Below are 19,609 nucleotides of genomic sequence, written 5' to 3'. Positions count from 1 at the left end.
CTTTTTTTTAGATTAAATCACGAAGTTAATCTTCATGAAACCTTGCTCTTCTGAACAAGGTTTTTTTTAGTGTCAAACCGCCAACATTAAAATAACATTAGAACAAACTTATAATAAAATTAAATTAATATTAAAAACTCTTAAGCTAATCTTAAGACAAAACTAAGAATATTTTAAGCGATAAAACACCTCTAAAAATTTTGTTAAAGGCTTTATGCAGTGTTATATTTGCAAAAATTATTTTTATTAAATCTAAATAAGTAAAATGAAATATAACTTACTACTCGCTTTATCCTTGATTAGTTTAGCGTCTTATAGTCAAGATTATTCAAGTGCCGACAATACCACAACTCTTAATGATACGGTAAAAAATAAAAAAGGAGAAATTCTTAATGAAGTTTTAATAACAACAAACAAACCTAAAAAACCTATTGAAGCTGCTCGTTCTGGTATTAAAGTAATGGACTTGCCTCAAAGTGTTCAAATTATCGGAAGCGATGTGATTGCACAACAGCAAGCTATTAGATTGAGTGAAGTTGTTAAAAACATGAACGGTGTTTATGTAGGTTCTGCTCGTGGTGGTGCTCAAGAATCATTCTTTTCAAGAGGTTACGATATGGGTGCAAACAATATGTTTAAAAACGGATTCCGTTTTAGCAGCGGATCTATGCCTGAAGTTTCTTCATTAGAAAAAGTAGAGTTTTTAAAAGGTAGTGCGGCTTTATTATACGGAAACGTTGCTCCGGGTGGAATTTTAAACATGGTAACTAAAACTCCTCAATTTACTAAAGGCGGCGAGGTTTCTATGCAAATTGGAAGTTTCTCTTATTACAAGCCTTCTATTGATATTTATGGGCCTTTAAATAGTTATATTGCTTACCGTTTTACTGGTTCTTATGAAAACTCTGAGAGTTTTAGAGACGTTGTAAAAAATGAGCGTTACTACTTAAATCCTTCATTTTTATTTAAGTTGAGCGATAAAACTCAAATCACGCTTCAAGGTGATTATTTAAGCTACGACTGGACTCCAGATTTTGGAACGGGAATAATTGGAAAAGAAATTGCTGATGTGCCAAGAAACAAATATTTAGGAGCACTTTGGTCTTACGGAAAAACGAATCAAACTAGTGTTTCGGCTTTACTTAACCATAATTTTAATGACAACTGGAAGCTTAATTTCAATACGTCATTCCAAAATTACAAAAGAACTTCTAAAGGAACTGAGCGTGTATCTATCGACAAAACAATTCCAAATTACGTAGATGGTGATTACATTCGCCCATTAGGACAAAATCAAAACTTTGAGCAAATCATTGGTGAGCAATTAAGCTTACAAGGGATTTTTCATACTGGAAAAGTTAAACACCAAATTTTTACAGGTGTTGATTTAGAAAACTCATTCACTCAAGCTTACACTTATGCTTTTGACGAAAAAGCGGTAAAAGATGCTAAAGGAAAATACATTGTTAATGCTTACGACCGTGTAAACATCTACGATCTTACTTATGACGGACAACGTATGGATATTCCAAATGCAAATGCTACAAGACTTGTAAATACAGATTCAAATCGTTTTGGAATTTATGCTCAGGATTTAATTTCTATTTCAGAGCAATTTAAAGTTTTGGCAGGATTACGTTGGTCATGGCAAGAAACTCAAGCTGAAACAACTGATTATACAAAAGCTACAATAACTAAAGGACAAAAATTAACAGATGCTGCTTTTTCTCCTAAAGTTGGTTTAGTTTATCAGCCTACAAAAAACACTTCATTATTTGCAAGTTATGCAAACTCATTTACTCCAAATACAGGAACAACTGTTGATGGTGAAGCTATTAAACCATCTATCATTGACCAATATGAGGTGGGTATTAAAAAAGATTTCTGGAGAGGTTTATTAAGTACAAACGTTACTCTTTATCAAATCACAAACAGTAATTTAGCACAAACTGCTGAATTTAAAGCTGACGGAACTCCTAATACTGATACAAACGTAAAAGTATTAAGCGGTGAAACTAAAAGTAAAGGTATTGAAATCGATGTTACTGCAAGACCAGTTGAAGGTTTAAACATTATTGCTGGATACAGCTACAACGATATGCGTTACAGCAAAACTTCAGGTTTAAACGGTAGTTTTATTGAAGGTGATCGTTTGGCTAGAACTCCTGCAAATACTGCAAACTTAAGTTTCTTTTACACACTTCAAGATGGCTTATTAAAAGGTGTTTCTTTTGGAGCAATCGGAAATTACATAGGTAAGAGAATTGGAGGATGGAACAATTTAGTTGTAATTGATCCTAAAACTGGAGTACAAACTATAAACGACAGAGAAATTCCTCTAGAAGGCTACACTACAATTGATGTATCTGCTGGATATACTTGGAGAAAAATCTCAATTTTATGTAAATTATCAAACATAACAAATGAGTTGAATTATACTGTTCACGAAAACTATAGTGTGAATCCAATCGCACCTCGTCAAATTATGACAAGTTTACGTTACAAATTCTAAAAATTTGAATTAGATTACAATGAACCAAAGCTTTTTCTGCCTTTTCATTTTTTGAAAAACGGAAAGAGTTTTGGTTTTTAAATACACAAACCTTATCTACAACTAGATAAGGTTTTTTATTTCTATAAACAAGGAAGTATTCTAATTGTATTACTTTTGCTGAGCAGATACCTCATATTCCAAAAAACAAAAAATCCAAATATGTCAGATTTCAAGAAAAATCAATTGCAGAAAAGTTTAGGTCTAAGTTTTAATATTGCGGTATTAATTGGAGGAACTATTGGAGTTGGTATTTTACGAACACCTGGAACAATTGCCGAAATGCTTAGTAATTACTGGCTTATAATTGCTTCATGGCTTTTTGGAGGTTTATATGTTTTATTGGGTGCCAATTCGTATGCTGAACTTGCGACAATGTTACCAAAAGCCGGTGGTTCTTATAATTATATTAAAAGAGCTTTTGGAGAATATGCCGGTTTTCTGTCTGGATGGTTCGATTATATTACAAATGTTATTCCGCCCGCTTTTTATTGCATTGTCATCAGCGAATATATTATTATTCTATTCCCTTCGCTTGCAAACTACTCTACAGTAATGGCAATTTCCTTGCTGCTCGCTTTTGTACTAATACATTTAAGCGGTGTAAAAAACGGAAGTGTTATTCAGCAGATTACAAGCTTACTAAAAGTGATCTGTTTTGTTGCTTTAGTAGTGGCCTGTTTTATGTATTCTGGCATTGAAACTGCACCAATAAAAACGGATAGTTCATTTTTTCAAATTGGTTTAATATTCGGTTTTTTCAAATCCTTGCAACTCATCATTGGTACTTATAATGGATGGAACAGCGTTTGCTTTTTTGCTGAAGAAAATGATGATCCTAGCAAAAATATTCCTAGATCATTGTACAGTGGCGTTTTGCTTGTTATGTCAATTTATGTTTTGGTAAATGCCGCTTTTTTTCATGTTTTGCCAATTGAAACTTTAGCCAAATCAAATCTCGCTGCTGCCGATGTTGCTAAAATTCTTTTTGGAAAAAACGGAGCTGTTATAGTTACGGTAATTTCTATTTTTTCGTTAATCAGCATCTTAAATGCTTTTATGATGATTCCGCCAAGAATCCTTTACGGACTGAGTCGTGACGGATTTTTTATTGAAAAAGGAACGCAGGTAAATAAAGGCGGAACTCCTATTGTTGCACTTTTAGTTTCATCACTTTTCAGTTTATTTTTAATTTGCATCGGCTCATTTGAAGTGTTGTTCTCCTTTGCCGCTTTTATCTCGATTATCGTTTGGGGATTGGCTTATTTTTCACTTTTAAAATTAAGAACTCAAGAACCTGATCTGCCAAGACCATATCGTTCTTTTTGGTATCCGTGGACAACGATAATTGCGATTATCATCTCAATTGCTTTATTAATGGGATTTATTTACAGCGACCCGAAAAGCTTTATAATTATTATGGGAATTACGGCGGTTTCATATCCTTTATTTTTGGTTTTGAGAAAGAAAAAATAACTTTTTCGCCACTAATTCACAACTTAGTTTTTAAAATCTATGTGTGAAATAATTCCTGACTATAAAAAATCTTAAAGCTGTATTTCTGCTGACATACTGTTGTCACTTAATGTGATTTAATTTGTTCTATAAAAATAAAAAAGATGAGCAAACTAGATCTAACAAAAACGGACAAAATATATTACAAAGCTAAAACGAGCCCTGAAATACTTCATATCGAAAAAACAAATTATGTATCGATTACAGGAAAGGGAGATCCTTCGGGAAAAGAATTTTCAGAAAAAATTCAAACTTTATATGGTACCGCTTATATTATCAAATTCATGTTGAAAGCTGTAAACAATGATTTTGTTGTTCCAAAATTAGAGGCTTTATGGAGTTTTGATACTGAAAAATACGCTGCTATTTCGATGGATGAAGCACCTCTGAAAATACCTCGAGCGGAGTGGAATTACAGGATCATGATTAGAATGCCAGATTTTGTCACGAAAGAACAAACTGAGGAAGCTATCAATACTGCTGTCAATAAAAAACAAATAGAATTAGCGAAGTCTATCGAATTTTACGAAATGAAAGAAGGTAAAGTTGTGCAGATTCTTCATATTGGTCCTTTTGAAGATGAACCACAGACTTTGAAGAAAATTCAAGAATTCAGCATCGAAAACAAGCTGCAGCAAAATGGGCTGCACCATGAAATTTATTTATCAGACTTTCGTAAAACTGCTCCCGAGAAATTAAAGACTTTACTAAGAGAACCTGTAAAATGACTTTTTTTTGACAGTCACGAATTCACGAATTATTTACAATCATATTATAACCCAATATTTTCATCCAGAAGAACTTGCGATCTCTACAAGCAGCTCAACAAAGATTGACGACTTTAGAAACGAATTTACGTGTGTGATTTCTCCTTTCAGTCGAAATGACAAAGCACAAAAAAAGCTGTCCAAATGGACAGCTTTTATATTCAAAAAGTAACTCTGATTCTTACTTCAAACCAGCTAAACTCTGCTCGATTGTAGCAATTTTTGCTAAAGCATCGGCTTGTTTTTGTTTCTCTATGTTTAGGACTTTTTCTGGAGCTCCGTTTACAAATTTTTCATTAGAAAGTTTTGCTTCTACAGATTTCAAGAATCCTTTTGTATAGTTTAATTCTTCTGTCAGTTTTGCAATTTCTGCTTCAACATCAATATTTCCTGTAATTGGAATGAAATATTCATTTGATTTCACACGGAAAGATAATGCACCATCCACTTTTTCAGCAACATATTCAAAAACAGAAACGTTTCCTAATTTCGTTATAACTGAATCAAAGTAAACAGAAACATTTTCGCTGTTAATTCCTTTTAATTCAATTGCATCTTTAAACGGAATATTTTTGTCTTTACGAATAGTTCTAATTCCAGAAATTACTTCAATTGAATTTTCAAAATCAGCAATTAACTTTGCATCAAAAGGTTTTAATTCTGGCCAAGTTGAAACGATTAAAGCTTCTTCCGGAGTTCTTTCAGCAATTAATTGCCAAATTTCTTCCGTTAAGAAAGGCATGAAAGGATGCAATAACTTCAAGTTACTTTCTAACATTTCGATCGCTTTCGCGAAAGTAACGCTATCAATTGGCTGTTGATAAGCCGGTTTGATCATTTCTAAGAACCAAGAACAGAAATCATCCCAAACCAATTTATAAATTGCCATCAAAGAATCTGAAATTCTGTATTTCTCAAAATTATCTTCAATATCAACTAAAGTCTGCTGTAATTTCGCTTCGTACCATTCGATTGCTACTTTTGATGATTCTGGCTGAGCGATAGTTTCAGAAACTTCCCAACCTTTAATCAATTTGAAGGCATTCCAAATCTTGTTTGAAAATGCTTTTCCTTGATTACATAATTCTTCATCAAACATAATATCATTTCCTGCAGAAGCACTTAAAAGCAATCCTACACGAACACCATCTGCACCAAATTTATCGATCAAATCTAAAGGATCAGGAGAATTTCCTAATGATTTAGACATTTTACGACGTTGTTTATCACGAACTAAACCAGTCAAATAAACATTTGTAAATGGTTTTTCACCAGCGTATTCGTAACCAGCAATAATCATTCTGGCAACCCAGAAAAATAAAATATCCGGACCTGTAACCAAGTCATTTGTTGGATAATAATATTTATAATCTGCACTTTCAGGATCCATAATTCCGCCAAAAACGGACATTGGCCAAAGCCAAGAAGAAAACCAGGTATCTAACGCATCAACATCTTGTTTTAAGTTGTCGGTTGTTAGTTGTTGGTTGTTGGTTCTTTCTTGTGCTAAAACTAATGCATCTTCAATGTTTTCTGCAACTACGAAATCTTCTTTTCCGTCTCCGTAATAGTAAGCAGGAATTTGCTGTCCCCACCATAATTGACGAGAAATATTCCAATCGCGAATGTTGTTTAACCAATGCGCATAAGTGTTTTCAAAACGTTTTGGATGTAACTTAATATCTCCATCAACTAAAACTGATTTAATCGCTGGTTTTACTAAATCTTCCATTTTCAAAAACCATTGATCGGATAATCTTGGTTCGATTACGGCTTTGGTTCTTTCAGAAGTTCCTACTTTATTTAAGTGAATTTCAGTTTTTGCTAAAGCGCCAATTTCTTCTAATTCTTTTGCAATTTCTGTACGAACCACAAAACGATCTTTTCCTTGATAATGTAATCCGAAGCTGTTTAATGTAGCATCTTCATTAAAAATATCAACGATTTCAAGATTGTGTTTTTCTCCTAACGTTTTATCGTTCATGTCGTGCGCAGGCGTTACTTTCAAACATCCTGTTCCGAATTCAACATCTACATATTCATCTTCGATAATTGGAATTACTCTGCCACAAATCGGGACGATAGCTTTCTTCCCTTTTAAATGAGAAAAACGCTCGTCGTTCGGGTTGATACAGATTGCAGTATCTCCAAAAATAGTTTCTGGACGTGTTGTAGCAATCGTCAGAAAATCTTCTGAACCTTCAATTTTATATTTTAAGAAAAATAATTTTCCTTGTTGTTCTTCGTAAATAACTTCTTCGTCAGATAAAGTTGTTTTAGCTTCCGGATCCCAGTTTACCATTCGGTATCCTCTGTAAATTAATCCTTTGTTGTATAAATCTACAAACGATTTAATTACAGATGCAGACATATCTGGATCCATTGTAAATTTAGTACGTTCCCAATCACATGAAGCACCTAATTTTTTAAGCTGCTCCAAGATTGTTCCGCCATATTTATCTGTCCATTCCCAAGCATGTTTTAGGAATTCTTCACGAGTTAAATCATTTTTATTGATTCCTTCTGCTTTTAATTTTGCTACAACTTTTGCTTCTGTAGCAATCGATGCGTGATCCGTTCCCGGAACCCAGCAGGCGTTGAAACCTTTTAAACGTGCTCTACGAATTAAAACATCCTGAATAGTATTATTCAACATATGTCCCATATGCAAGACACCAGTGACGTTTGGAGGAGGAATTACAATAGTATACGGTGTTCTATGATCTGGTTCTGAATGAAAATAATTGTTTTTCATCCAATACTCATACCATTTGTTCTCAATCGTCTTAGCGTCAAATTGTGCTGGAATTGTCATTTAAATAGGTTGTTTAATCGTTGATTTTCTGTTGATTCGTTTAATCGTTGATTCGTTTAATCGTTAATTTCTGAAAGCTTTAGTAAAATCTAAACTCAATCCAAATCAATTAAACAATTAAACAGTTAAACAAATAAACGAAACTTTGGTTCAATTTTTGTAATTATAACTGACAGCAAAAGTAAATAATTAAAGACACTATAAAAAGCGAATTATTAATTTGTGTGTTAATTAAAAGAATGTATATTTACTTACAATTAAAAATAATTTCAAAATGAAAAATGTTGCCTCTTTTATTGCAGTCGTATTGTTTAGCGCAATAGGCTATGCACAAAATGGCCCAAAGATTGAATTTGCAGCCTCAGACAATACGATTGATTATGGAAAAATTTCAAAAAGTGATAATGGAGTTCGCTCCTTTGAATTCACTAATACTGGCGATGCACCGCTTTTAATTATTGGCGCTGAATCAACAGTTAGTTCTATCGTGGTTACTAAACCTGCTGCGGCAGTAATGCCAGGAAAAAAAGGTAAAATCGATGTTAAATACAACATGGTTTCTGGCCCAATTCGTAAAACAATTACGGTTGAAACAAATGCAGTGAACTATCCTGACGGCCGAGTTGCCCTTAAAATTAAGGGAGAAGTTTTATAAAAATAATATCTAAAAATAGTAAAAGCCGTTTCTTTAATTAGAAACGGCTTTTTTTTTGATGAATTAAAAGTCACATTCGTCGAAATGACAAGATTGCGGCTACTTTTCTGTTTTCTCAGCGCATTCCGAGATTTCGAATTTATATTTTACTTTTTCAAAATCAATTGGTTTGTCTTTTACTATATAAGTCACACCCATTGTCGTCTGCATGGTTCCGTTTCCTAAAATAAGCTGTTTGTCTCGTTTTAATAATGCCATTGGGTTTTTGAATGTTGTATTTTTATTGACATTGTCTCTAAAAGTATAATCTACAAATAATGTATCACCGTGAAACTCACCAGCAACTTCGCCTGTTCTTACGGTCGAAGGAGCAACTTTCATAATCATATCACCTGATAATCTGCCGTTTTTTAACGTATTCAATTTTAAATCTATAGTATCTTTCTCGTATATCGCTTTATAACATTCGGTACTTACAACTTTTTCACCTTCGGCTTTTGCTGCTTCGGCTTCTTTTTGTTTTTCTTCATTTTTACAGCTTTGAAATCCAATGCAGATTACAAGCAGACAAGGCAAAACTAGATTTTTCATATTTCGATATTTTATTCAAGGTTATTGCATAAAATTAATAAAAAAGAAACTAATTTTATAGTCTACAGTAAAATTAAAACTTAACATCTTTTAAAATAAGGATTAACCTCTAAGCCAAACCCTTGTCTAAAGTTTTAAATTTAAAAGACTATTTTTTTTAAACAAAAGTAAAATTACAACTCATCTTCAAGCTTAAATCGAAATTTTAAAACAAGACTATTTCTCTCGACTTCTAGATTAATAAATATATCTTCCTCTGATTTCAAAAGCTGATTTATCTGCTGTAAAGTAAACTTATAAGGTCTGTCACCATTAATACTTATGATAATATCCCCTTTTTGAAGTCCGCACTTTTCAGCTGCCGAATTTTTCCGAATATTAACAATCTCAAAAACAGGTTTTAGTGAAAATTTATATCTAAAATTGCCTCCCCCGCCTCTTTCATTTTTTTCGATATCACTTACTGTCGAAGCAAGCTGAACTGTTTCCAGATGCACTGTTTCCTGAACCCATTGCAAACCATTATGCTGAACAGTAATTCCGCTTTTATTATAAGTAAAAGGCTCGGCGTATTTATTGTTCTTTTTAAGATACATCTTTCGGTCTGTATAATCCATTACCAAAGTAAACCTTTTTAAAATTTCTCCGCCTACAGATCCAACTCTTCCAGGAACCATCTTTACATTTCGAATAGATGTCGAATCAGGAAAAGCAACAATTGGTTTTTTAAAATTAAAATCGGCAATCGAAAAACTCTTAATTCTAGCACGATGACCTTCAATATCGCCGCTAAATCCTTTTCCTAAAAAATCAGGAAAATTCTTTTCTGGAAGCTTAATTTTATTGTTTTCAAAAACCCAAAAAGCATCACTATTGCCAATATCAATAAGCAGCTTCGCAGGAATATCAATGCTGTCTAAAACAGCCGAAGCATTAATATAAGGTTTAGATCTTTCTATTGTAATTGGAATTGCTTCAAATTTTGCATCCAGCTTTTTTTGAATCCCCTTTTTGTTGTCGTAAACTGTAATTTTCTTTCTTACGTAATTCACTTCAACAATGTTGTTTTTAAAAAACTTATAGCCAATAATTCCATTAACAGGAATACCAATATGCGATGACAAATTAAAACCTTGATCTAAAATAACATACAGCATGTGATTTTCTGATTTTAATCCATGTGTTTCTAATGTATTATTGGTTGATTTAAGTCCCTCTATTTCCTCTTCGGCGCCAAGCCCTCTAAGTTTTATTTTCTGGACATTATTAAACTTCACTTCCTGCATTTCATCCATACTAAAAAGAATAGTTTCTTCAACACCGGAATCTAAAAGGAAATTAAGTTCTATTCCGTTTACTTTAATCGGAATAAAAATGAGGTTATTTATCAATTGAAAGGGAACAACTACCTTTTTACTATTGTTTTGAATTATGAAATTATCTTGAGCCAGCAGGTTAAAAGATAAGAATAACCCAAAAAACAACATAATATATTTTCTCATCGACAATATTTTATTATAAAATTACTAAATATATTTATAATTGTTACATTTTCATAAGTACTTGTATTGTTTACGTTAAATTCGAAAAAAAAATGCAAATTTGCACTTCAATAATAAATCTCATGCCAACAATTTCTAACAAAGGCAGAAACATGCCCGAATCTCCGATACGCAAGCTTGCTCCTTATGCTGATTTAGCAAAGCAAAAAGGACACAAAGTGTATCATTTAAACATTGGTCAACCGGATATCAAGACACCCGAAGTGGCCATCGAGGCGGTAAAAAATATTGACAGAACTATTATAGAATACAGCCCATCTGCTGGATATGAAAGTTACAGAAAAAAATTAGCAAAATTTTACCAACGCCAAAATGTAAACGTTAACTCAGAAGACATCATTGTAACTACTGGTGGTTCTGAAGCCTTATTGTTTGCGTTGGCCACAATTACAGATCCGGGAGATGAAATCATTATCCCTGAACCTTTTTATGCTAATTATCATGCATTTGCTTCATCTACAAGTGCTACTGTAGTGCCGCTTGTTTCGACTATCGAAACGGCATTTGCTTTACCAAGTATTGAGGAAGTTGAAAAGTTGATTACTCCAAAAACAAAAGCAATTTTAATTTGTAATCCAGGTAATCCAACAGGATATTTATATTCAGAAACTGAAATTAAACAATTAGCAAGTTTAATTAAAAAATATGATCTCTATTTAATTGCTGACGAGGTTTATCGTGAGTTTTTATACGATGGAGATGACATTCATTATTCTGTAATAAATCTTGAAGATGTACAGCAAAATGTAATTATGGTCGATTCCGTTTCAAAACGCTACAGTATGTGCGGCGCAAGAATTGGCTGTTTGGTTACTAAAAACAAAGAAGTACTGGCAACGGTAATGAAATTTGCTCAGGCACGTTTAAGCCCGCCAACAATTGAACAAATTGCCTGCGAAGCTGCGATTGACACTCCGCAAAGTTATTTTGACGAAGTTATCTCTGAATACAAAGAACGTCGTGATACTTTAATCAATGAATTAAATAAAATTGAAGGCGTAATTGTAACCAAACCTAAAGGTGCTTTTTACTGCATTGCTCAATTACCAATTGATAATGCTGATGATTTTGCCCAATGGCTTTTAGAAAGTTATGATTTAAACGGCGAAACTGTTATGGTTGCTCCCGCTGCTGGATTTTATTCTACTCTAGGAATGGGATTGAATCAGGTAAGAATTGCTTATGTATTAAATAAAAAAGATTTAATTACTGCTGTTAATATTTTAAAAGAAGCTCTTTTAGTTTACAACAAAAAATAAAATCATAAAACACAACCCTTTTAAAAGACAATAACCATTTAAGTTATTGTCTTTTATGTTTTAATACCATACTGATTTAGTCTTTATTTAAACTATATCTTAAAAGGATCGATTAAATAATAAAAACCATAGAAAAGGTTTCCTATTTATTAATTATCTTTACCGCCTTAAAAAGATATACCCATTATAATAGTAGTTTTTAATGATAAACAACGAAGATTTTTTAGACGAAATAGGTGACAGTCATTTCAGCAGTAATGCAAAAAACCCTCTAAGAGAGGATGCTTTCGACTTAAGCGATGACGAAAAAATAGAAAAAATTAAAAAAGATGTTGAAAACATTCTCCAAACTCTTGGAATGGATTTGACAGATGACAGCATAAAAGGTACTCCAAACCGAGTTGCAAAAATGTTTGTAAAAGAAATTTTTGGAGGTCTTAATCCTTCAAAACAACCAAAAGCTTCAACTTTTGACAATAATTACAAATACGGTGAAATGCTTGTTGAGAAAAACATTACTGTTTATTCTACCTGCGAACACCATTTACTGCCAATTATTGGGCGCGCTCATGTTGCTTATATTTCAAGCGGAAGAGTTATTGGTTTGTCAAAAATGAATCGTATTGTTGAATATTACGCTAAAAGACCTCAGGTTCAAGAGCGCTTAACAATGCAGATTGTTCAAGAACTTCAAAAAGCTTTAGGAACAGAAGATGTTGCCTGCGTTATCGACGCTAAACATCTTTGCGTAAACTCAAGAGGAATTAAAGACATCGAAAGCAGTACCGTAACGTCTGAATTTGGTGGAAAATTCAAAGATCCTCAAACTAAAAGAGAATTTCTTGACTATATTAAGTTAGAAACACAGTTTTAGTTTAATCGGTAAATCGTTAATTTGTTTAATCGCTTCATCGTAAATATCTTTTTGATTAAACGATTAAACAAATCAACAGTTAAACAGAAAAAAATGTACATTTTTTCCTTTGAGAAACTTGAAGTCTGGCAAAATGCAAGATTGTTTATTTTGGATATTTATAAATTAACTAGTAAATTTCCATCAAATGAATTATTTGGAATAACTTCTCAAATAAAAAGAAGCTCATCATCAATTGCTACTAATATTGCGGAAGGAACCTCGAGGAATACAAACAAAGATAAAGCTCATTTTTTAACAATTTCATATTCATCTGCAATGGAAACTTTAAATCATTTAATTATTTCAAAAGATTTAAATTACGTATCAGAAATAGAATATTTAGAATCTCGAGAGAAAATTGAAAAAATCTGCAATCAAATTAATAGTTTAAAAAAGTATTATCTTTCAAAAGAATAAAAAGAATCAAACGTTTAGACGATTAAACAAATAAGCGGTTAAACAAATAAACGATTAAACAAATAAACAGCAATATCAAATATGCCACTATACAACAGTCAACCCTTAAAAATATACAATTCACTTTCGGGTGAAAAAGAAAGTTTCAAACCAATCCATGAAGGAAATGTTGGAATGTATGTTTGCGGACCAACGGTTTATAGTAATGTGCATTTAGGAAATGTTAGGACTTTTATGTCTTTTGACGTTATTTTCAGATATTTTTCACATCTGGAATACAAAGTTCGTTACGTTCGTAATATTACTGATGTTGGTCATATTGTAGATGATGTTGATGAAGGTGAAGATAAAATTGCTAAAAAAGCACGTTTAGAGCAATTAGAACCTATGGAAATTGTACAACGATATACTGTTGATTTTCATAATATTCTAAAAGCTTTCAACTTTTTACCGCCAAGTATTGAGCCAACTGCAACTGGACACATCATAGAACAGATTGAAATCATCAAGAAAATTATTGATAAAGGAATTGGTTATGAAGCCAATGGATCTGTTTATTTTGATGTTGTTAAATACAACGAAACCAATAATTACGGTATTTTAAGCGGCAGAAATATCGAAGATATGCTTGCTAACACTCGTGATCTTGATGGGCAGTCAGATAAGAGAAACCCACAGGATTTTGCTCTTTGGAAAAAAGCAGAACCAGAACATATTATGAGATGGCCTTCGCCTTGGAGCGATGGTTTTCCAGGCTGGCACTTAGAATGTACAGCAATGAGCACCAAATATCTTGGAAATCACTTTGACATTCACGGCGGCGGAATGGATTTAAAATTCCCTCATCACGAATGTGAAATTGCTCAAAATGAAGCCTGCACTGGTCAATCGCCAGTAAATTATTGGATGCACGCCAATATGCTTACTTTAAATGGTAAGAAAATGGCAAAATCTACAGGAAACAACATTTTACCTGGTGAGATTTTGAGTGGTGAAAACAATATTTTAAGTAAAGCTTTTTCAGCATCTGTAACACGTTTTTTCATGTTACAAGCACATTATAGGAGTATTCTTGACTTTTCTGATGATGCAATTGTCGCAGCAGAGAAAGGATACAAAAGATTAATGGAAGCCGTTGATGCTTTGTCAGAAATTAAAGCTGGTACAACAAGTTCTTTAGACATTGCTTCTTGGAGACAATTGTGTTATGATGCGATGAATGACGATTTTAACACTCCAATTTTAATTGCTCAATTATTTGAAGCAGTTCGATATATTAATTTACTTAAAGAAGGAAAAGAAACCATTTCTGAAGATGATTTAAAGACATTAACATCTACTGTCAATGGTTTTGTTTTTGATGTTTTAGGCTTAAGTAATGAAAAAGGTGCTGACGGTAATAATGACAAATTAGAAGGTACTGTAAATATGCTTATCGGAATGAGAAATCAAGCTCGTGCAGATAAAAACTTTGCTCTTTCTGACCAAATTCGTGATCAATTGATTGCTTTAGGTATTCAATTAAAGGACGGAAAAGAAGGTACTTCTTTTAGTATTTAAAAACGAAGTGTTCAGTAATCAGTTTAAAGTGTTCATATTTAAACTGATTACTAACAATCATTGATTACTAAAAATATGTTTTCAAAAATTCTAATATATCCGTTTGTATTATTGGTACGCTTTTATCAAACAGCGATATCGCCTTTTACGCCTGCTGCATGCCGTTTTGAACCAACGTGTTCTACGTACATGATTCAGGCATTACAAACACACGGATTGTTTTATGGCGGATATTTGGGAATGAAACGAATTTTAAGCTGTCATCCATGGGGAAGATCAGGTTATGACCCAGTTCCTGAGAAAAAATGCTCGCATAAACATTAACTTTAAATAAAGACTTACTCTGTTTTAAATATTTATTTTTACAAAAAACAAAAACTCTTAACATATGACACATGCCTTAAATATCATTTGGAATCCTTCAGAGGGAATAGACTTAGGATTCTTTATGATTCGTTATTACAGCTTAATGTTTGTAATTGCTTTTGGTTTAGGATGGTTTATCATGAAAAAGATTTTCGAGCGCGAAAATGAACCAATTGACAAACTAGATTCATTATTTGTCTGGACTGTTTTAGCTACTTTAATCGGAGCACGTTTAGGTCATGTATTATTCTATGATTGGGAATACTTTAGAAATCATTTACTTGAAATCTTTTTACCTGTTAAATTTGAACCTAAATTTGAGTTTACTGGGTTTCAAGGTTTAGCAAGTCACGGGGCGGCAATTTCGATTATTATTGCGATGTACTATTACAGCAAAAAAATCCTAAAACGTCCATTATTATGGATTTTAGACCGTGTTGTTATTCCAGTTGCGAGCGGTGCAATTTTTGTTCGTTTAGGAAACTTCATGAATTCTGAAATCATTGGTCACGAAACGACATCTCCTTTTGGAATTCGTTTTTTACACGACCAATTCAGCAAAGGCGAAGCTGTTAATGCAACACAAATCGCAAATCCAAAAGATGCTTACACTGCGATTGCAACAGATCCAAAATTTGCTAATTTATTAGCACAAGTACCTGCAAAACACCCAACGCAATTGTACGAGGCATTTTGTTATGTATTTGTATTTGTAATCTTATTTTTCTTGTACTGGAAAACTAATGCAAGACTTAAATCAGGATATTTATTCGGATTATTTCTAGTACTTTTATTTGTTGTGCGTTTTGTAGTTGAGTTTGTAAAAGAAAGCCAAGGCGGTTTTGAGAACGAATTGGGCCTTTTCTCAACAGGACAATGGCTTAGCATACCTTTTATCATAATTGGTCTATTCTTCGTTATTAGAGCTCAAAGAAATCCTTTAGCTACTTCGTGATTAAACATAAAATATTTTATAATAAAAAGTCCAGTATCTAATAAATACTGGACTTTTTATTTATAGCAACTATAGAACCAATCTCGAAATTTCTTTATTGCAAATCGCTTTATTTCTGCTCATCCTCACTTTCAAATACATCTACGCTCACGTCATACTCAAATTATAGTTTCTTTCTTTTTCTCAGAAGAAGCAAACAGAGAAACAATTACAAAAGCAAAACCTAACTCCTTTTACACTTTAAACGCAAAGCTTTTTACCTTTACCAAAACATAATCCTAAAATCTATTCTCTACTTTCCAACTTACATTGTAATCCAAAATTAAGAACAAGAAAAAATCAAGATCAATTCTTTAGTTCTTAAGCACCGAAAACATCAAGAAAATTTTTACTAAACCTAAAATTATATATTAGAACAGCATAAAAAAAAGATCCAGCTTTCACTGGATCTTTTCTAATATAATTGAAGCAATTAATTATGCTTTATTATGCTTGTCTTCGATTGTATGTTTTTCATCATTTGAAATCGTATCTACCAATACTGGTGTTGCGATAAATAATGAAGAATATGTTCCTACAATAATACCAATTAACATTGCAAAGATAAATCCTCTAATAGATTCTCCACCAAAGATAAACATCGTTAATAATACAATGATCATCATTAATGACGTATTCAATGTTCTTGATAATGTAGTATTAATAGAAGCGTTTACAATATCTTCAAAACTTCCTTTACGGTTTCCGATAATAAACTCTCTAACTCTGTCAAATACAATTACAGTATCATTCATTGAGTATCCAATTACAGTAAGAATCGCAGCAATAAAGTGCTGATCCATTTCCATGTGGAAAGGCATGAATTTGTAACATAAAGAGTAAACCCCTAATACAAAGATAACGTCATGCGCTACAGCTGCAATCGCACCTAATGAATATTGCCATTTACGGAAAGAAACCATTAAGTATAAGAAGATAACCGCCATCGCACCAAGAACCGCCCAGTATGAGTTAGTTTTAATATCTTCAGAGATAGATGCTCCAACTTTAGAAGCTTGTAAAACTCCAATTTTCTTACCATCAAAAGAGTTGATGAATTTATCGTAAGAAGTGTTTGGGTAATACTTTTGTAATGCAGCGTATAATTTTTGATTTACTTCTTCATCAATCGCTACACCATCTTCTTTAATTTTGTATTTAGTTGTGATTTTCAATTGATCATCATCACCTAAAATTTTAGCTTCAACCGGAGTTCCAAAAGCAGTAGATAATTCATCTGAAACTACTGTTGCATCGATTGGTTTTTCAAATTTAACTTGGAATGTTCTTCCTCCAACAAAATCAACACCTTCATCTAATCCGTTAACGAAGAAGATAGAAGTCAAACTTACAATTACAACAATTGAAGAGAAGATGTAAGTGAATTTTTTAACTTTAATAAAGTCAAAGTGGAAATTAGTAAACCAGTTTTTAGTAATATTTGTACAGAAAGTTAAATCAGCTTTTCCTGCAATATTTTTATCAATAAAAATTCTTGCAATAAAGATTGACGTAAACAATGATGTTACGATACCAATAAGTAATGTTAATGCGAAACCTTTAATTGGTCCTGTACCAAAGATAAACAAGATTGCTCCAGTTAAAACGTGTGTAACGTTTGCATCGATAATAGAACGCATTGCACCGTGCCATCCGTAAGAAGCAAGTACAGCTTCAGACAATGATTTACCATCACGTAATTCCTCTTTTGCTCTTTCGTATATAATAATGTTAGCATCTACCGCAGTACCCAATGTTAATACGATACCTGCAATACCTGGTAATGTAAGTACAAAACCAAAACTTGCCATAATTCCGAATAAGAATAATAAGTTTAATAATAAAGCAAGATTTGCATACCAACCAGCTTTACCATAATAGAATACCATCCAAACACAAACTAATAAAAATCCTAATACAGCCGAAATTGTTCCAGCATCAATTGCCGCTTGACCTAAAGATGGTCCAACTACAGTAGATTGTACAATGTCTGCAGATGCAGGTAATTTACCAGCATTTAATACGTTTGCTAAATCTTTAGTTTCAGCAACATCAAAAGAACCTGTAATTTCAGATCTTCCACCAGCAATTGGTCCACTTGTAACACCTGGCGCAGAATAAACGATGTTATCTAAAACAATAGCAATATAACCTTTTTGAGAAAAAGCTCTTCCTGTTAATTCTTCCCAAACTTTAGCCCCTTGGCTGTTCATTTGCATAGAAACAGCTGGTTTACCCATTTGGTCAAAAGTATCTTTTGCATCAGTTACAACACCACCGCTCATTGCAGGAACGTTATCTCTGTTTCCTTTTAAAGCGTATAATTCTACCGCCTCAACATCTTTTGCTTTCGCATCTTTTATAGTCGTTGGTTTGCTCCATACAAATTTTGCATTGTGTTGGTCAGCAGCCAATAAAATTCTAATTTCTGGTCTTTTAAAATAACCATTGATAGCAGCAGTATCTTTAGTAGCAAAATATCCTAAAACTGGACCGCCACCTTGAACAATCATTTTATCAAATAAAGGATTGTTTCCTTTTTTAGTATCAAGTGAATCTTTAGAATTATCTGTTAATAAAGCATTCAATGAATCTTTAGCTACAGCTTTAGTTTCTACTTTCTTAACTTCAGTCTTTTTTAAAGCTTCGTTTGCAGCAACTAAGAAGTTACCAACTTCTTCGATTTTGTAAGTTTCCCAAAACTCTAATTGAGCTTTTCCACCTAATAATTTTTTAATTCTATCAACATCTTTAGCACCTGGAAGCTCTACTAAGATTCTTCCTGTTTCTCCTAATTTTTGAATGTTTGGTTGTGTTACACCAAATTTGTCGATACGCTCTCTTAATACTTTGTAAGCACTTTCAACAGATTCATCAACTTTTCTTTTGATTACTTTTTGAACTTGAGCATCTGTCATTTGAAAATCAACACCACCATCACCTTGTAAACTTCTGTTTGCAAAAATATCAGGTGAAGCTAACTTTACAGTTCCGTTTGAATTTGCTTCAAAAGCTTCAAAAAATTTATTTAAATAGGTCTTATTTCCTTCTACATTTGCACTTGCATCTGCTAAAGATTTATTAAATACTGGATTTTTAGAGTTGTTTGCTAATCCTTTTAAAACATCTTTAATAGAAATTTGAAGAATTACGTTGATTCCTCCTTCTAAGTCAAGACCTTTGTTAAGTTGTTTGTTTTTTACTTCATTATAAGTAAAATCTGTAAACCCAAGATTGAAAACTTTTTCTTTACCAATAGAATCTAAATATTTTAGCTCTTTATCAGGATTATCTCCTGCAAAAGCTTTAGCTTCACTTTTGACATTATTTGCCACAAAAGTGAATGATAGTTGGTAAATACTTACCAATGCAAATAGAATTGCGAAAAATTTAATAAGTCCTTTATTCTGCATTATTACTAAAAATTAATTATGTTTTATTGTTTGTTTTTGGTTCTAAATTCCCTAAAAATAAGCCCTGACATGAGATTTTAAAACTAAAAAATCGAGATCACGAATTACAACATTTTTTTTAAACCGAGCAAATATATAATTCTCGAAATGATTAAGCAATTTATTTATTAATTAATCTCAAAAAAAAGACTGCAAAAGTGCAGCCTTTTCCTTTTTTTATCAAATTCT

General features: G+C 32.5%; 14 protein-coding genes. 10 read left to right on the top strand and 4 right to left on the bottom strand.

All coding sequences use genetic code 11. The features are described from left to right. The first annotated feature begins 265 nt into the window (after nucleotides 1-265). From ACHRV0_RS15495 to ACHRV0_RS15485, 3 genes are all read left to right on the top strand, one after another. Complete coding sequence (locus ACHRV0_RS15495) at nucleotides 266-2,512, top strand: TonB-dependent siderophore receptor (RefSeq protein ID WP_395441490.1); 2,247 nt, start codon at nucleotides 266-268, stop codon at nucleotides 2,510-2,512. Nucleotides 2,513-2,713: 201 nt separating this feature from the next. Next, on the top strand, nucleotides 2,714-4,027 hold the full coding sequence (locus ACHRV0_RS15490) for an APC family permease (RefSeq protein ID WP_129025864.1): 1,314 nt from the start codon (nucleotides 2,714-2,716) through the stop codon (nucleotides 4,025-4,027). Nucleotides 4,028-4,170: 143 nt separating this feature from the next. Further along, entirely contained in the window at nucleotides 4,171-4,794 is a 624-nt protein-coding gene (locus ACHRV0_RS15485) for a GyrI-like domain-containing protein (RefSeq protein ID WP_395441489.1), read from the top strand. Between the two features lie 220 nt (nucleotides 4,795-5,014). Here the strand turns inward: ACHRV0_RS15485 and ACHRV0_RS15480 are convergent, their stop codons facing one another. Further along, nucleotides 5,015-7,648 carry a valine--tRNA ligase gene (locus ACHRV0_RS15480; protein WP_395441488.1) on the bottom strand — a complete coding sequence of 878 codons (2,634 nt, stop codon included), beginning with the start codon at nucleotides 7,646-7,648 and terminating at the stop codon, nucleotides 5,015-5,017. A 274-nt stretch (nucleotides 7,649-7,922) separates the two neighbouring features. Between ACHRV0_RS15480 and ACHRV0_RS15475 the strand changes: the two genes are divergently transcribed. Beyond that, the gene (locus ACHRV0_RS15475; RefSeq protein ID WP_089059823.1) at nucleotides 7,923-8,303 is read left to right on the top strand and encodes a DUF1573 domain-containing protein; all 381 of its coding nucleotides are present in this window, start codon (nucleotides 7,923-7,925) and stop codon (nucleotides 8,301-8,303) included. Nucleotides 8,304-8,402: 99 nt separating this feature from the next. Here ACHRV0_RS15475 and ACHRV0_RS15470 read toward each other — a convergent pair whose 3' ends face one another. Beyond that, a complete protein-coding gene (locus ACHRV0_RS15470) occupies nucleotides 8,403-8,894 on the bottom strand; it encodes a hypothetical protein (protein ID WP_395441487.1) in 492 nt (163 codons plus the stop codon). A gap of 173 nt (nucleotides 8,895-9,067) precedes the next feature. Further along, nucleotides 9,068-10,396: a PDZ domain-containing protein gene (locus ACHRV0_RS15465; protein ID WP_395441486.1), complete on the bottom strand. Its 1,329-nt coding sequence runs from the start codon at nucleotides 10,394-10,396 to the stop codon at nucleotides 9,068-9,070. Between the two features lie 122 nt (nucleotides 10,397-10,518). On the opposite strand from ACHRV0_RS15465, the gene ACHRV0_RS15460 reads away from it, so the two are divergent. From ACHRV0_RS15460 to lgt, 6 genes are all read left to right on the top strand, one after another. Then, complete coding sequence (locus ACHRV0_RS15460; protein ID WP_395441485.1) at nucleotides 10,519-11,715, top strand: pyridoxal phosphate-dependent aminotransferase; 1,197 nt, start codon at nucleotides 10,519-10,521, stop codon at nucleotides 11,713-11,715. 202 nt (nucleotides 11,716-11,917) lie between these two features. After that, complete coding sequence (gene folE, locus ACHRV0_RS15455) at nucleotides 11,918-12,589, top strand: GTP cyclohydrolase I FolE (RefSeq protein ID WP_129025852.1); 672 nt, start codon at nucleotides 11,918-11,920, stop codon at nucleotides 12,587-12,589. 93 nt (nucleotides 12,590-12,682) lie between these two features. Further along, nucleotides 12,683-13,048 carry a four helix bundle protein gene (locus ACHRV0_RS15450; RefSeq protein WP_395441484.1) on the top strand — a complete coding sequence of 122 codons (366 nt, stop codon included), beginning with the start codon at nucleotides 12,683-12,685 and terminating at the stop codon, nucleotides 13,046-13,048. 81 nt (nucleotides 13,049-13,129) lie between these two features. Further along, nucleotides 13,130-14,608 (top strand): cysteine--tRNA ligase, encoded by a 1,479-nt coding sequence (cysS, locus tag ACHRV0_RS15445; protein ID WP_395441483.1) that lies wholly within the window; start codon nucleotides 13,130-13,132, stop codon nucleotides 14,606-14,608. Nucleotides 14,609-14,683: 75 nt separating this feature from the next. Then, nucleotides 14,684-14,932, top strand: coding sequence for a membrane protein insertion efficiency factor YidD (yidD, locus tag ACHRV0_RS15440; protein WP_395441482.1), 249 nt, complete (start codon nucleotides 14,684-14,686; stop codon nucleotides 14,930-14,932). 64 nt (nucleotides 14,933-14,996) lie between these two features. Continuing rightward, nucleotides 14,997-15,929, top strand: a complete 933-nt coding sequence (lgt, locus tag ACHRV0_RS15435; protein WP_395441481.1) for a prolipoprotein diacylglyceryl transferase — start codon at nucleotides 14,997-14,999, stop codon at nucleotides 15,927-15,929. Nucleotides 15,930-16,405: 476 nt separating this feature from the next. On the opposite strand, the gene secDF is transcribed toward lgt, so the two are convergent. Continuing rightward, nucleotides 16,406-19,381: a protein translocase subunit SecDF gene (gene secDF / locus ACHRV0_RS15430; RefSeq protein ID WP_129024225.1), complete on the bottom strand. Its 2,976-nt coding sequence runs from the start codon at nucleotides 19,379-19,381 to the stop codon at nucleotides 16,406-16,408. Nucleotides 19,382-19,609: the final 228 nt, after the last annotated feature.

It is taken from the genome of Flavobacterium sp. FlaQc-30 (genome assembly GCF_044005885.1).
Classification (GTDB): domain Bacteria; phylum Bacteroidota; class Bacteroidia; order Flavobacteriales; family Flavobacteriaceae; genus Flavobacterium.
Note: the sequence above shows the minus strand (reverse complement) of the source record. Positions and strands in the feature narration are given on the sequence as shown.